Source organism: Phenylobacterium sp. (genome assembly GCF_020253645.1).
In the GTDB taxonomy this organism is placed as follows: Bacteria; Pseudomonadota; Alphaproteobacteria; order Caulobacterales; family Caulobacteraceae; genus Phenylobacterium.
Genome location: NZ_JADCBG010000189.1, coordinates 1 through 15271, shown reverse-complemented (window position 1 = coordinate 15271; position 15271 = coordinate 1). Strand labels below are relative to the sequence as shown.

The 15271-nt window shown below is 68.2% G+C and carries 8 protein-coding genes; 4 read left to right on the top strand and 4 right to left on the bottom strand.

The window, feature by feature from the left end; genetic code table 11:
• Nucleotides 1-74: 74 nt before the first annotated feature.
• The 4 genes from INE98_RS12595 to INE98_RS12580 all read left to right on the top strand — a co-directional run bounded on the left by INE98_RS12595 (nt 75) and on the right by INE98_RS12580 (nt 6761).
• On the top strand, nt 75-800 hold the full coding sequence (locus INE98_RS12595) for an ABC transporter ATP-binding protein (protein WP_293539277.1): 726 nt from the start codon (nt 75-77) through the stop codon (nt 798-800).
• Entirely contained in the window at nt 797-3172 is a 2376-nt protein-coding gene (locus INE98_RS12590) for an ABC transporter permease (protein WP_293539276.1), read from the top strand. The genes INE98_RS12595 and INE98_RS12590 overlap by 4 nt, the downstream gene beginning before the upstream one ends.
• Before the next feature lie 4 nt (nt 3173-3176).
• Entirely contained in the window at nt 3177-4331 is a 1155-nt protein-coding gene (locus INE98_RS12585) for an efflux RND transporter periplasmic adaptor subunit (RefSeq protein WP_293539275.1), read from the top strand.
• Nucleotides 4332-4448: 117 nt separating this feature from the next.
• On the top strand, nt 4449-6761 hold the full coding sequence (locus INE98_RS12580) for a TonB-dependent receptor (RefSeq protein ID WP_293539274.1): 2313 nt from the start codon (nt 4449-4451) through the stop codon (nt 6759-6761).
• Between the two features lie 103 nt (nt 6762-6864).
• On the opposite strand, the gene INE98_RS12575 is transcribed toward INE98_RS12580, so the two are convergent.
• The 4 genes from INE98_RS12575 to INE98_RS12560 form a co-directional block, all read right to left on the bottom strand.
• Entirely contained in the window at nt 6865-10167 is a 3303-nt protein-coding gene (locus INE98_RS12575; protein WP_293539273.1) for an amidohydrolase family protein, read from the bottom strand.
• A gap of 154 nt (nt 10168-10321) precedes the next feature.
• Nucleotides 10322-11551, bottom strand: a complete 1230-nt coding sequence (locus INE98_RS12570) for an acyl-CoA dehydrogenase family protein (protein ID WP_293539272.1) — start codon at nt 11549-11551, stop codon at nt 10322-10324.
• Nucleotides 11552-11565: 14 nt separating this feature from the next.
• A complete protein-coding gene (locus INE98_RS12565; protein WP_293539271.1) occupies nt 11566-12684 on the bottom strand; it encodes an acyl-CoA dehydrogenase family protein in 1119 nt (372 codons plus the stop codon).
• A gap of 108 nt (nt 12685-12792) precedes the next feature.
• On the bottom strand, nt 12793-15271 hold a 2479-nt coding region (locus INE98_RS12560), incomplete at its 5' end, for a valine--tRNA ligase (protein WP_293539270.1).

Below are 15271 nucleotides of genomic sequence, written 5' to 3'. Positions count from 1 at the left end.
CGCAGAGCAGCAGCCTGGCCTAACCTTCGCCAGCCTCACCTGTTCCTGTGAGGCGGATCGCCCGGAGTTGGCCCGTGAGCCGGACTGCGCCCGCCGGAACGCCTGTCCTGAGCACCCGCGGCCTTTGCAGGACCTATGGATCGGGACCCGCTGCGGTTCACGCCCTGCGCGACATCGACCTCGACATCGCAGAGGGCGAACTGATCGTCCTGCTTGGCCCGTCGGGTTCGGGCAAGTCGACCCTGCTCAACATCCTGGGAGGCCTGGACCGGGCGACCTCCGGCGAGGTCGCCTTCCGCGGGACCTCCCTCACCCGTCTGGATGACCGGGGCCTGACTGCCTACCGGCGGCGGAACGTGGGCTTCATCTTCCAGTTCTACAACCTGATCCCCAGCCTGACAGCGCGTGAGAACATCGACCTGGTCCGGGAGATCGCGGACCAGCCCCTGCCAGCGGAAGAAGCCCTCGACCTGGTCGGCCTGTCGGCTCGCATGGACCACTTCCCCGCCCAGTTGTCCGGCGGTGAACAACAGAGGGTGGCTGTGGCCCGCGCCCTCGCCAAGCGCCCTACCCTCTTGCTTTGCGACGAGCCTACCGGCGCCCTGGACCTGCAGACCGGCGTACGCGTGCTGGAGGCCCTGGTGGAGATTAACGGTCGCTACGGTTCGACCACCCTTGTTGTGACACATAACGCCGATGTCGCCCGGCTCGGGACGCGGGTGATCCACTTCCTCGACGGACGGATCCGCGCCATCGAGACCAATACCGTCAGGGCCCGGCCCTCGGACCTGAAGTGGTGAGGCGGGGGCTCAATCCCCTCGACCGCAAGCTCCTGCGGGATGTCTGGCGCATGCGGCTCCACGCCGCCGCCATCGCCCTGGTGCTGGCTTGCGGCCTGTCCACCCTGATCATGGCGGCGGGCATGCGCGCCTCTCTCTCACAGACCCGGGACGCCTACTACGACGCCTACCGGATGATGGATGTCGACGCCCTCGTCGTCCGGGCGCCCGAGCGGATCTCGGGCCAGCTGGCGGCCTTGCCGGGCGTACGGGCGCTGGAAACCCGGGTGTCAGGATACGCCCTCCTGGACATTCCCGGCCAGAGCGAGCCGGCCTCTGCGCGCCTGGTCTCCCTGCCAGGGCAGGGACGCCCCGCCGTCAATGACCTGGCCATGGTCCGCGGCCGCTGGCCCGATCCTGCACACATGGAAGAAGTCGTGGTCAGCGAGGCCTTCGCCGACGCCCTGGACCTGAACCCGGGGGACTCCTTGTCTGCGGTGATCCACGGAAGCCAGAGGCTTCTGAAGCTGGTCGGCGTGGCCAATTCACCGGAGTTTGTCTTTGTCGCTGCGCCTGGCGAACTCTTCCCCCAGCCTGAACGGTTCGGCGTGATCTGGATGGGTCGACAGGCCCTGGCTCGCGCCTACGACATGGAGGGCGCCTTCAACGAGGTCGTCTTCCGGCTGGAGCCCGAGGCTGACTGGACTGCGACCCTCAGGTCCATCGACGCCCTGCTCGCCCCGCACGGGTCCGGCGGCGCATTTGGCCGGGACCGGATGATGTCGGACCGGTTCCTGAGCGAGGAGCTCAAACAGCTCTCGACAATGGCGATCTTCCTGCCGGCCATCTTCCTCCTGGTGGCGGCCTTCCTGGTCAACATCGCCCTCGGACGGATGATCGCCACCGAGCGGTCGAATATCGGCCTGCTCAAGGCCTTCGGCTATGGCGACCTTGCGGTGGCGTCTCACTATGGCCGGAGCGCCCTGCTGATCGGCCTGATCGGCGCAGCCCTCGGGACCGTCGCCGGCCTCGTCCTGGGCCGGGGGGTGGCCGACCTCTACCGCGCCTACTACCACCTTCCCGAACTGGCCTTCCGGGCGGGACCGATGATCCTCGCCGGCGCCTGGGCCATCGCCCTGGCGGCCGTCAGCGCCGGAGCCGTCCTCGCGGTCAGGCAGGCCGTCCGACTGCCGCCTGCAGAGGCGCTGGCCCCTCCCCGGCCCCCGGTTTACGGCCGCACGGGAGAGGGTTCCGACCTTCTCGCCCGTCGCCTCGACGCCAAGTCCCGGATCATCCTGCGACGGATCGGCCGGTTTCCCAGGCGTGCCCTCAGCACCCTGGCCGGGGTCGCCCTGGCCATCGCCCTGCTTGTGGTGGCGGGCGCGTTTCCGGCGGTGATGGACCAGCTGCTAAGGGTGCACTTCTCGATCTCGAACCGGCAGGACGCCACCCTGACCTTCGCCGAGCCCCGGGGGATTTCTGGTCTGCACGCCGCCTCGCGCCTGCCGGGGGTACTGGCGGCCGAGCCCTTCCGGGCCGAGGAAGTGCGCTTCGGCAAGGACGGGCGGGAGGTCCGCGAGATGATCCTCGGGCTGCCGCCTGACGCCCGCCTCAGCCGTCCTGTCGACCGGGAGGGACGGGCGGTAGAGCCCCCCGTTTCCGGGATCGCCCTGTCACGGGCCCTCGCCGAGAAGCTGGACGCAGACCCCGGAGACCTCCTCGAGGTCCGCCAGGTCGCCGGCCGACAGGTCGAGGGCCAGGTCCGGGTGTCGAGGATCGTCGATCCCGTCCTTGGGTCCGCGGCCTACATGGACCTCGACAGCCTTGGGCGGCTGATCCGCGAGCCCGACATGATCTCGGGCGTCCATGTCCGTCTGGACCCGGCCCACCTCGAATCCCTCAACGCGCGCCTCAAGGAGACCCCCTCAATCGCCGGCGTCAGCTACCTGCGCCAGGCCGAGGCCTCCATGCGCAAGGCTTATGCGGATGGCGTTGGGGTGATGACCACCATCTACCTGGTCTTCGCCGCCGTCATGGCGGGCGGAGTCGCCTTCTCCGCCTCGCGGGTGACCTTCGCCGAGCAGGAGCGGGATCTCGCCACCCTCAGGGTCCTGGGGTTCAGCCGGGCGGAAGCCTCGTACATACTGCTGGGCGAGCTCATGCTTCTGGCCCTGTTGGCGGTAGCGCCGGGGTGCCTCCTGGGGACCGGACTCGGCGTCCAGCTGATGCGGCTCTTCCAGACCGACATGTACAGCTTCGACTTTGTCTTCAGCCCGGGCGCCTACGCCTTCGCCATCGCCTTCACCCTCTTGTGCGTTGGCGCCGCGGGGCTGATCGTGCGGACGGCGGTGGACCGGGTGGACCTGGTCGCCGTTCTCAAGGCCCGGGACTGACGCCATGACCCAAGGCAAGCCCTTCGGAATGACCCTCGCCTCCGGCCTCTGGCTCGCGGCGGGCCTCGGCCTCGCTGTCGGCCTGGCCTGGCTGGCCTGGCCGCGCCCGCTCAAGGTCGAGATCGGCCTGGTCGACCGGGGCCCCGTGGCGCAGACCCTGGTGGACGAGGGCCGGACACGGATCCATGACGTCTTCACCCTTGTCGCCCCGGTCGGCGGAGACCTGCGCAGGATCACCCTGCACGCCGGCGACCCGGTCGCCCGGGGACAGGTGGTGGCGACCCTGGGTCCCGCCGATCCGGTCCTCCTGGATACGCGCGCCGCCGCCGCAGCAGACGCCACCGTCTCCGCCGCCCGGGCGAGCCTCGCGGCAGCGGAGGCGGACGCCGACCTTGCCCGCAGGGACCAGGCCCGGATCGCCCGCCTGGCGGGAGAGGGCTATGCCTCGCGCGCCGCCCTGGACGCCGCTGACGCCGCCCTCAGGGCCGCCCGGGCCCGCCTCGCCGCACGGCAGGCCGAACTCCGCTCCGCCCAGGCCCAGGCCGGGCGCCCGGCGGCGGTCGCCCGGGGCGTGACCGAGGTCCGGAGCCCGGTCGAGGGACGGGTGTTGCGCCTGATCCAGGAGAGCGGCGGGGTGGTGCCGGCCAGCGCTCCTCTGCTCGAGATCGGCGACCCGAATGATCTCGAGGTGGTGGCCGACTTCCTGTCCCAGGACGCCACCCAGGTGCAAAGGGGCGCCGACGCCGTGCTTGAAGGCTGGGGCGGCGAGCGCCCCATCCCCGCGAAGGTTCTGCGTGTGGAGCCCTATGCCCGGACCCGCATCTCGGCTTTGGGCGTCGAGGAACAGAGGGTCAGCATCGTTCTGGGTTTGGTGGAGCCGAAGACAGCTCCTCGCCTGGGCCACGGCTTCCGGGTCGATGTGCGGATTACCCTGGAGGCGGTGGCGAACGCGGTCAGGGTTCCTGCCGACGCCCTTGTTCGCCAGGGCGAGGGCTGGGCGGTCTTCAGGGTGGAGGCAGGCCGCGCCCGCCTCACACCGGTCAAGACCGGCATCGGCGATGATCGTCATCGGGTCGTGATCAGCGGCCTGAAGCCTGGCGACAAGGTGGTGGTCTTTCCGTCGGCCAGCCTGAAGGAGGATGCGCGGGTGACGTATTGAGGGTGCGACAGGCCCGATCTGTCAGACGACTGTCACCCGCCCTTCGCCGAACTGTCGCAGCCTGTCCCTAGCTTCCCCGCCACTCGGTCGATGGAACGGCCGGAATCGGGGATCACCATGAAGTCTGCACTCATCTCGGGCGCCTCCGCCCTGGCCCTCCTGCTGGCCGCCTCCGCCGCCACCGCCGCAGAGGACGCGGCCACCATCGAGGAATTGATCATCTACGGAAAGGGCGAGAGCCGGCAGGTGCAGGCGATCTCCACCGAGGAGATTCAGCGTGTGGCGCCCGGCACAAGCCCGATCAAGATGGTGCAGAAGCTGCCGGGCGTGAACTTTCAGTCCGCCGACGCCTTCGGCGCCTATGAGTGGTCAACCCGGATCTCCATCCGCGCCTTCAACCAGAACCAGTTGGGCTTCACCCTCGACGGGGTGCCGCTGGGCGACATGAGCTATGGCAATCACAACGGACTGCACATCAGCCGGGCGATTGCGAGCGAGGACCTGGCCGGGGTCGAGCTGGCCCAGGGGTCCGGCGCTCTGAGCGTCGCCTCGACCTCGAACCTCGGCGGCGCCCTGAAGTTCATCAGCCGGACGCCCTCCGACGACTTTGGCGCAGATATCGCCGTGACGGCGGGGTCCAGCCAGATGCGGCGGGTTTTCCTGAGGGTCGATACGGGAGAGCTTCCCGGCGGCGGCCGGGGGTCGATCAGCTATGCCGACCAGCGCGCCGACAAGTGGAAGGGACAGGGCGAGCAGAACCAGAAGCAGTTCGGCATGAAGTTCGTGCAGCCGCTCGGGGCGCTTACGATCTCTGGCTTCTACAACTTCTCCGAACGTCGCGAGAACGACTACCAGGATCTTTCGCTGGACATGCTGTCCCGCCTGGGCGCGAACTGGGACAACAACACCGGCAGGTGGGCTGACGCGGTCCAGATCGCCCGCGCCTACCAGAACGCCGCCAACTATGCGGGGGCCAGCCCGATTCTTGATGGGGCCGGCTGCTGGACCGGCGCGGGAGCCAACCCCTATCCGGGCAAGGTCAAGTGCGTGGACGACGCCTACTACGACGCCGCCGGGCTTCGGGACGACACGCTCTGGGCGGTCAAGGCCGATGGCGCCATCGCCGGCATCGACCTGTCCGCTTCGGTCTACGGGCACACCAATGATGGGCAGGGGGTCTGGTATACGCCCTACCGGGCGTCGCCGAACAACGGTGTCGCAGGGGCGACCAGCCAGGATGCGCCGATCTCAACGCGTACGACCGAGTACACGATCGACCGTATGGGCGTCGTCTTCAACGGCGGGTTTGAAATCGGAGACCATCGAGTCGGCTTTGGGGCCTGGTTCGAAACGAATGACTTCACCCAGTCCAGACGCTTCTACGCCCAGAACCTGTCAGCGCCCTCTTCGTCGCTGAATTTCTTCACCGGCCCCTTCTTCACCCAGTGGTCAGGCGAATTCTCCACCGACACCCGCACCTTCTACGTCGAAGACGTCTGGACCGTTTCCGACCAGCTGAAGGTCAATTTCGGCTTCAAGTCGGTGAGTGTCGAAAGCTCGACCAAGACCCTGATCGGTTCGCCGGTGATCAATGGCTCGATCACGTCGGAAGAGAGCTTCCTGCCCCAGGTCGGCGCCACCTGGTCGCTCTCGGAGGAAAGCGAAATCTTCGCCAGTTACTCCAGGAACATGCGCGCCTTCGCGGCCGCCCGGACCGGTCTGTCGCCCTTCGCCACCACCCAGGCGGGCTTTGACGCGATCCGCAAGACACTGAAGCCGGAAACCTCCCGGACCCTGGAGGGCGGATGGCGCTTCCGGTCAGGCGGCTTCCGCGGTGTGGCCGCCCTCTACTACGTGACCTTCGATGATCGTCTCATCGGAACTTCCGCCGGGGCCGGGATCGTCGGCAATCCCACCATCCTGTCGAACGTCGGCGGCGTCACGGCCAAGGGCTTCGAAGCCACCGGAGACTATCGCCTGAACGACGAATGGTCTGTCTCGGGGTCCTATGCCTTCAATGACAGCACCTACGATGACGACATCCGCACGGCGGCGGGCGTCGTGACCCAGAGGATCCGCGGCAAGACCACGGTGGACTCTCCCAAGCATCTTCTCAATGGCGAGGTCCGCTTCGAACGGGACGGATGGTACGCCACCCTGAGCGCGAACTACGTGTCCGAGCGCTACTTCACCTACACCAACGACAAGTCGGTTCCGTCGAGAACCACAGCGGATCTCTCGTTTGGCTACAGGTTCGAGGATCAGGGCCCGATGGAGGGCCTGGAGATTCAGGGCAATGTCACGAACCTGACCGACGAGTCCTACATCTCCACCCTGGGCTCCAACGGCTTCGGCTACTCTGGCGACAACATGACCCTGCTGACCGCGGCGCCCCGTCAGCTGTTCGTTACGGTGCGCAAGCGCTTCTGATCCTCTTCCCGAGGCAACCCCGACTGGCCCCGCCGGCGACGGCGGGGCCTCCTTTTTTGAGCCTTCAGACCTTAGACGCGACGGACTCCTGTAATCGCTTCGATCAACCGTCATCCTGATCCGCGTGGGCGCCAGCGCCCCCGCCTGCAGGGCCGGTATAGCCCTGAGCGCCCTCGGCGCCTTCCCACCAGTATGCCGGACGCTTGCGGACGCCGGTCAGCTCTTCATTGAGGGTCGCGGCGTCCAGCAGGCGGCCTCCGATCATGACCTTGCTGATCTTGTCGGAGTTGCGGATGTCCTGGGTCGGGTCAGCGTCGAGCACGACCAGGTCGGCCAGCTTACCAGGCTCCAGGCTGCCGATATCGGCGTCATAACCGAGGCTGCGCGCCGCCTCGATCGTGCCCGTGCGAAGCGCCTCGACCGGGGTCATTCCGCCTCGGGCGAAGGACCAGAGCTCCCAGTGCGCGGCGATGCCCGGTTCCTGGCCATGCGCGCCAATGGCGACCGGTACGCCGCGCCGCGCCAGCTTGGCCGCCTCGCGGGCGCTGTCATCGTCCTTGTAGTCGCCCTCTGGGGCGATCTCCCGCCGGGCGTTGCTGGCGGTCAGGATTGCGGACGGTTGATGCCGTTGCAGAAGTGGGTGCTTCCAGACTTCGGTATGGGCCCGCCAGTAGGGGTCCCCTGCTGGCCCGCCATAGGTCACGACGAGGGTGGGGGTATAGCCGGTCCGGGACTGGCTGAAGAACTGCAGGACATCCTCGTAGACCACGCCCACCGGAAGGTTGTGCTCGACCGTGGTGTTGCCGTCGGCGATCAGGGTCATATCCAGACCGAAGAGTGACCCCCCCTCCGCTACCGAGCGCATATTCTCTGCCAGGGCCGCGGCCGTCACCTGCTGGCGCTGGTCCCGGCGCGGCTGGTTGTAGTTTTTCAGGCTGTGGGCGCCCTGGGCCTTGAGACGACGGACATGGGCCAGGGCGTCTTCGTAGCTGTCGATCTGGGCGTAGACGCCCGCCTGGCGCGCGCCGTAGACGATCTCGGCGGTCGAGAAGGTGCGCGGCCCGAGGATCTTGCCGGCGCGGACCATTTCCAGGGCCGGGAAGACCGTTCGGGCGCTGCTTGACGGATCGTGTTGTGTGGTCACGCCCAGCGCGAGGTTGACCATTTCCGCCCAGTTGGCCTGGGGGGTGATCTCGTCGATCCCGTAGGGTCCGTGGGCATGGGCGTCGATCAGGCCCGGGATCACCGTCTTGCCTCTGGCGTCGAGCGTCGGCGTTCCCGCCGGGATCGCCACCTCGCCGCGCCGGCCCACGGCCTTGATCCGGTCGCCCTCGATCAACACGACGCCGTCGTCAATGACGCCGCCGTCCGCGCCCTTCATGGTCACGACGCGAGCGCCGACGATCGCAATCTGGCCCTTCGGCTTGTCCACCGTGACCCGCATGGAGAGGGAGACGCCGGTCGCCGGCGGCTGGAACTTCGGAGGCTTCGCCTCCTTCGCAGGCGGGGCGTCAGCGAACATCGCCGCGCGATCGGCGCTGAAGACGGTGGGGCCGAGGGACCAGTTCAGCCGCCTGCCGCCCTCGCTCCAGTGGATCCAGTCGGCGCCATCCCCGCTGGCCTTGACGACCGGCAGGGCGCCACCCTTGGGGGAGAGCGCCACATCCTGTCCGCCGGGGGTCAGGGGCGTCACAAAGGCCTGATAGTTCTGCCGGAAGGCCAGGAAGCGTCCGTCGGGCGAGACGCGGTAGTCGTTGACGAGTTCTCCCCGGGCATGAATGCGCCTCGCCTCTCCATTGAGGTCGAGGCTGACGAGCCGGCTCTCCCTGGCGTCGCCCTCCGTGATGAAGACCCGGTCGCTGGAAGCCCCAAACTGGGGACTGCCGCCGCTATCCGAGAGTCGGGTGAGCGCCCCGCCTGTGGCCGCAACCCGGTAGACGCCGGGTTCGCCAGAGCCGCGAGGGCTTGAGAGATAGCCTCCGCGGTCCTTCTCGAAGACCACGATCCTTCCATCGGGCGAGAAGCGCGGACGCGCATAGTGGCCGGCCGGGGTGATCGCCGTGGACGTTCCGCCACCTGCGGCGATCGTCCGGATCTCGCCCAGGCCGGCGTCCGTCCAGCGGACATAGACAAGCCTGCGGCCATCCGGCGACCATGAGGGATAGGCCTCCATCGCCGCCTCGTCACGGGTCAGGCGTCGCGGTTCTCCACCCGCCATGGGCTTGATCCAGAGCTTGCCGAGGGTTTCGAACACCACCGACCTGCCGTCGGGCGAAACACTCGCACCGCGCGGCATGCGTGTCTCGAAGGTGTCGGGCGCCACTGCGATAAGCGGCCGCGGAGGATCGATCACGCCTCGCGTGTCTGAGATCCGGAAGGGAATGACCGTACTCTTGCCCGTGGCGAGACTCATCCGATTGAGCTTGCCGCCGGCCCAGAAGACCAGGCTGGCCGAGTCCGGGGTCCAGGCCATGTTCGGATAGACGCCGGTCACAGCCCAGGTTTCCTGGACGTCCATGTCGAGGGCGTCATTGAGCTTGCGGTCCTCGCCCGTGGCCAGGTCGCGGACATAAAGTTTCGGCTGGGTCGCCTCGCGTCGTACGTAGGCGATCTTCTGGCCATCGGGCGAAGGCGTGGGGCGGACCGCACCGCCTTCCCCGCCGATCATCCGCTCGGTCCTGCCGGTTTCGAGGTTGTAGCGGTCGATTGCGAAAAGCTGGGTATGGCTGTTCTGGGCGTACTCGAAGATCGGGCCCGGCGTGGTGTTGAGCGTGAAATAGACGTGGCGACCGTCGGGGGCGAAGATGGGCTCGCCCAGTTCCTTCTGGTGCTGTTCGCTGGGGCGCTTGACCAGCGGCACCCCGTCCCCGCCCGAGACGTGGTACATCCAGACCTCGCCAGTGCCGAGCGAGCGCTGGGTGGTGAAGTGCTTCTTGGCGACGATGTACTGGCCGTCCGGGCTCCAGCTGGGCTGGTTCATCAGGCGGAAGCTTTCCTGGGTCAGCTGGCGCTTGTCGCTGCCGTCACGGTTCATGATCCAGATGTTGTCGCCGCCGCCCCGGTCCGAGGTGAAGGCGATCCGCCGGCCGTCGGGGGAAAAGCGCGGCTGGGTCTCGTAGGGCAGGCCCTCGGAGATGCGTGTCGGCGTCCCGCCAGTGATGGGCAGGGTGTAGATGTCGCCCAGGAGGTCGAAGGCCAGGGTCTGCCCGTCCGGGCTGACGTCCAGGTTCATCCAGGTGCCCTCGTCGACCGTGATCGGCACCTGGCGCACCTTCATCCCCGGCGGCGCGGCGACGTCCCACTTGGGCGCGTCCTTGCTGTCCTGGGCGGATGCCGCCGCAGGCAGGGCGGCGGCGAGGCCCAGCGCGAGGGCCATCCGCGAGGCGGTGCGGGCAAGAGTCTTCATCGGTGGTCCCCCAGTCGGACCCGGGAACTTCAGCCCGGGGCCGGAACGTTCAATCCATGCGTCAGCGAGCGAACTCACCGCCAGGCAAGATCAAACAGTATGGCGCAGAGCGACAGGAGGTTGTCCACCGTCAGGCCGGACCGCCCCCACAGGCCTAGCGGCCCGTCGGCACGTCCTTGAAGGCGACGTCCTTGTCCAGGCGGATGTCGCCGGGCAGGCCCAGGACGCGCTCGGCGATGATGTTCCGCAGGATCTCGTCGGTGCCGCCGGCGATGCGCAGGCCCGGAGCCATCATCAGGGAGCCGTGGAAGCCGCCCGACAGGGGGGCGAGGTCCGGATCGTTGATGATGCCGTACTGGTCCAGCATCTCGACCGCCTCGTTGGCCAGGTCCTGCATGAGGCTGGCCGAGACGATCTTGCCGATGGAGCTCTCCGGTCCCGGGGTCTGGCCCTTGGAGAGGGCGGTCATGGTCCGGTTGCGGGCGTGGCGCAGGCCCTCGGCCTGGACATACCAGTCGGCCAGCTTCTCGCGCACGGCGCTTTCCTGCAGCAGGGGCGCGCCGTCGGCGCCGGTGGTGTCGCGCGCCGCCTCGAGGAACTGGGACCAGCCCGCCCCCGTGGCGCCGCCCACGGCGAGGCGCTCATTCATCAGGGTGACCAGAGAGACCTTCCAGCCGTCGCCCACGCCGCCGAGGCGCTGGTTGTCCTTGACCCGGACGTCGGTGAAGAAGACCTCATTGAAGCCCGAACCGCCGGACATCTGGTGGATGGGACGGACCTCGATGCCCGGGTCCTTCATGTCGACCCAGAACATGGTCAGGCCCTTGTGCTTGGGCAGGTTCGGGTCGGTGCGGACGATGACGATGCCGAAGTCCGAGAACTGGGCGCCGGTGGTCCAGACCTTCTGTCCGTTGATGATCCAGTCGCCCGAGCCGTCCGGCGCCTTCTCGGCGCGGGTGCGGGCCGCGGCGACGTCGGAGCCGCCGCTGGGCTCGGAGAAGAGCTGGCACCAGATCTCCTCGCCGCGGATGGCCGGAAGCCCGAAGCGGTCCTTGGTGGCCTGGTCGGCGAAGTTCATGACCGTGGGCACGCACATGCCCAGGCCGATCTGGAACGGGTTGGAGGGGATGGGATAGCGCGCCTCCTCCTCGCCGAAGATCACGCTGTCGATGGGCGTGCCGCCCTGCCCGCCCCATTCCCTGGGCCAGGTGATGCAGGCGAAACCCGCGGCGGCCTTCTTGGCCTGCCAGGCCTTGGCGGCGGCGAGGTCGCCCCCGCCCTCCCCGCCATCGTTCGCGTCGCGGGTGCGGGGCGCGTTGGCCTCCAGCCAGGTCCGGACCTTCTGGCGATAGGCGGCTTCTTCGGGCGTATCGTTGAAATCCATGATCTTAGTCCTTCTCAGGCGGCCGCGTTGCGGCGTTCGAGGTGGCTGACGAGACGGTCCTTCCAGACCCGGGGGGCGCCGGCGACCAGGGAGAGCTGGCGCGAGCGGCGATAGTGCAGGTGACAGTCCACGGCCCAGGTGAAGCCGATGCCGCCATGGGTCTGGATGTTCTCCTTGGAGCCGAACCAGTAGGCCTCGGAGGCCGCGATCCGGGCGGCGCTGGCCGCGACGGGAAGCTCGGGGGCGTCGGTGTTGAGCGCCCAGGCGCCGTAGTAGGCGTTGGAGCGGGCCAGCTCGTTCTTGACGTACATGTCGGCCAGCTTGTGCTTGATCGCCTGGTAGCTGGCGATGGTCCGGCCGAAGGCGAAGCGCTCCAGGGCGTATTCCTTCGCCATCTCCAGGGCGCGGTCGGCGCCGCCGGTCTGCTCGAAGGCCAGGAGGACCGCGGCCCGGTCCAGGACCTGCTCGACCAGGGACAGGCCCTCGCCCGCACCGCCCAGACGCTCGGCCGGGACCTTGTCGAAGACCAGCCTTGCGGCGTCGCGGGAGGGGTCGAGGGTGGACAGCGTCTCGCGGGTGACGCCCGCCGCCGAGAGGTCGACCAGGAAGAGGGCGGGCTGGCCGCCCTCGCGGGCCAGGACCAGGGCGTGGGTGGCGATCCCGCCGTCGGTCACCGGGATCTTGGTCCCCGACAGCTTCCCGCCCTCCACCGAGGCGCGGATGCCGGAGGCCGCCAGGGCGCCAGGGCCCTCGGAAGTGGCGAGGGCGCCGATGACCTCGCCGGCGGCGATGCCCGGCAGGACGGCGGCCTTCTGGGCCTCGGACCCGGCCATCATGACGGCCTCGGCCAGGATGTAGACGGTGGAGGCGAAGGGGATGGGGGCGACGGCCCGGCCCAGTTCCTCGGCGATCACGCACAGCTCAAGCCGGCCGAGGCCCAGGCCGCCATGTTCCTCGGGGATGGCGGCGCCCAGCCAGCCCTGGCCGGCGACGGCCTTCCAGAGTTCGGGGTCCCAGGTCGCCGAGGCGTCGTCCAGGACCTTCCGCACCCGGCTGGTGGGGCAGTTGGCCTCGAGGAAGCGCCTCGCCTCGTTCTTGAGGAACTTCTGATCCTCGGAGAAATCGAAATTCATGGGCTCGCACGCCTCCCTGCGCCGGTCCGGTGTCTGGTCACGGGAGAACATAGTCCCCGCCTCGGGGCGGCGGAAGTCTGACCTCGCGTCAGGACCGTCCGACTTCGGTCAGGAAAGGCGAGTCAGAGCCGACTGCAGGCGCTCTCGCGCAGCCTCGGCCTCCGCCAGGCGCTCGCGGTTCTCCTCGACCACCTCCTCCGGCGCCCGGGCCACGAAGTCCGGGTTGTCGAGCTTGCGGCGGGTCTGCTCGGCGGTGGCGGCCAGGCCGGCGATCTCCTTGGCCAGGCGGGCCTTCTCGGCGGCGAGGTCGATGAACTCGGCCACCGGAAGGGCCAGGGTCGCCCCCTGGACCACATAGGGGATGGCGCCGTCGGGGATCGATTCTTCAAACCTAACGTCGGACACCCGAAGCATATGACAAACCGCTGCCACATTCGAAGTTGTGGCGGTCGCGACCTGAAGAGTCGCTTCGTCCGACGAATTAGTCCGGATAATCACTAACGATGGTCGAGCACCGACTGGGACATTGAGCTCTGCTCGAATGGACCGTCCCTCAGAAATCGCAGCAATAACCGAGTTCACCTCGGCGGCGGCGGCGGCGTCGGGCGCAAGGCCGGACAGGTCCGGCCAGCGGGCGGATATCAGCATCGGCTCGGCCCGGGCCGCGCCCAGGTCGGCGGTCTGGTCCCACAGCTCCTCGGTCAGGAAAGGCATGACCGGATGCAGCAGCTTCAGGATGACATCCATGACCCAGGCGGCGGTGGCGCGGGTCTCGGCCTGGGCCTCGGCGTCGGCGCCGTTCAGGACGGGCTTGGACAGCTCGACATACCAGTCGCAGAAGGTGTTCCAGATGAAGCGGTAGAGAAGGTTGGCCGCCTCGTCGAAACCGCAGCCGGCGATGGCGTCGGTGACGGCGCCAGCCGTCCGGGCCGTCTCACCGACGATCCAGCGGTTGACCGCCCCCTTCACCGCAGCGGGATCGAAACCCTCGGCCCGGGCGCAGCCATTGACCTGGCAGAACCGCGCGGCGTTCCAAAGCTTGGTGCCGAAATTCCTATAACCTTCAATGCGCTGGGTCGAGAGCTTGATGTCCCGTCCCTGCCCCGACATGGCGGTCAGGGTGAAGCGCAGGGCGTCCGCGCCGTAGGTGTCGATGAGGTCCAGGGGGTCCATGACATTGCCCTTGGACTTGGACATCTTCTTGCCGGAGGCGTCGCGCACAAGGGCGTTGAAGAAGACGCGCCGGAAGGGGACCTCGCCGGTGAAATGCATCCCCAACATCATCATCCGAGCGACCCAGTAGAAGATGATGTCGAATCCGGTGACCAGGGTGTGGGTCGGATAGAAACGCTTCAGGTCCTCGGTTGGTTCCGGCCAGCCCAGGGTCGAGAAGGGCCAAAGCCCCGAAGAGAACCAGGTGTCGAGGACGTCCTCATCCTGGCGCAGAGGCGTCTTCGCGCCATAGTGGGCGGCGGCGGCGGCCAGGGCCTCGGCCTCCGTCTCCTCGACGAAGACCGCGCCGTCGGGTCCGTACCAGGCGGGGATCCGGTGACCCCACCAGAGCTGGCGCGAGACGCACCAGGGCTCGATATTCCGCATCCACTCGAAATAGGTTTTGGACCAGGCGGCCGGCTCCAGGACGGTGCGGCCGTCCTCCACCGCGGCGATGGCGGGCTTGGCCAGGGTGACGGCGTCCACGAACCACTGGTCGGTCAGGTAGGGCTCGACAACAACGCCGGAGCGGTCGCCGTGCGGCACCACGTGCCGGGTCGGGTCGATGCCGCGCAGCAGCTCCAGCGCCTCGAACTCGGCGACCACCTTCTTGCGGGCGACAAAGCGGTCCAGGCCCCGGTAGGCCTCGGGCGCGGCGTCGCTGATGCAGCCGAAGTCATCGAGGATGTTGATCATCTCCAGGCCGTGGCGCTTGCCGACCTGGAAGTCGTTGAAGTCGTGCGCCGGAGTGATCTTCACCGCGCCGGAGCCCTTCTCGGGATCAGCGTAGTCATCGGCCACGATCGGGATCAGCCGCCCGACGATGGGCAGGCGGACCCGCTTGCCGACCAGGTGGGCGTAGCGCACGTCCTTGGGATTCACCGCCACGGCGGTGTCGCCCAACATGGTCTCGGGCCGGGTGGTGGCGACCACGATCTCGCCCGAGCCATCCTCCAACGGATAGGCGAAGCGCCAGAAATGGCCGTCGACCTCGCGCTGTTCGACCTCCAGGTCAGAGATGGCGGTCTGCAGGTGGGGGTCCCAGTTCACCAGCCGCTTGTCGCGATAGAGAAGGCCCTGCTTGTGGAGGGTGACGAAGACCTTGCGGACGGCGGCGCTCAGGCCCTCGTCCAGGGTGAAGCGCTCGCGGCTCCAGTCGCAGGAGGCGCCCAGCCGGCGCAGCTGGCGGGTGATGGTCCCGCCGCTCTCGGCCTTCCAGGCCCAGACCCGCTCGACGAAGGCCTCGCGTCCCATGTCCCGCCGGCCGATATTGCCCTCGGCGGCCAGCTGGCGCTCGACCACCATCTGGGTGGCGATGCCGGCATGGTCGGTGCCGGGCAGCCAGAGGGCCGCCTTGCCCCGCATGCGCTCGACC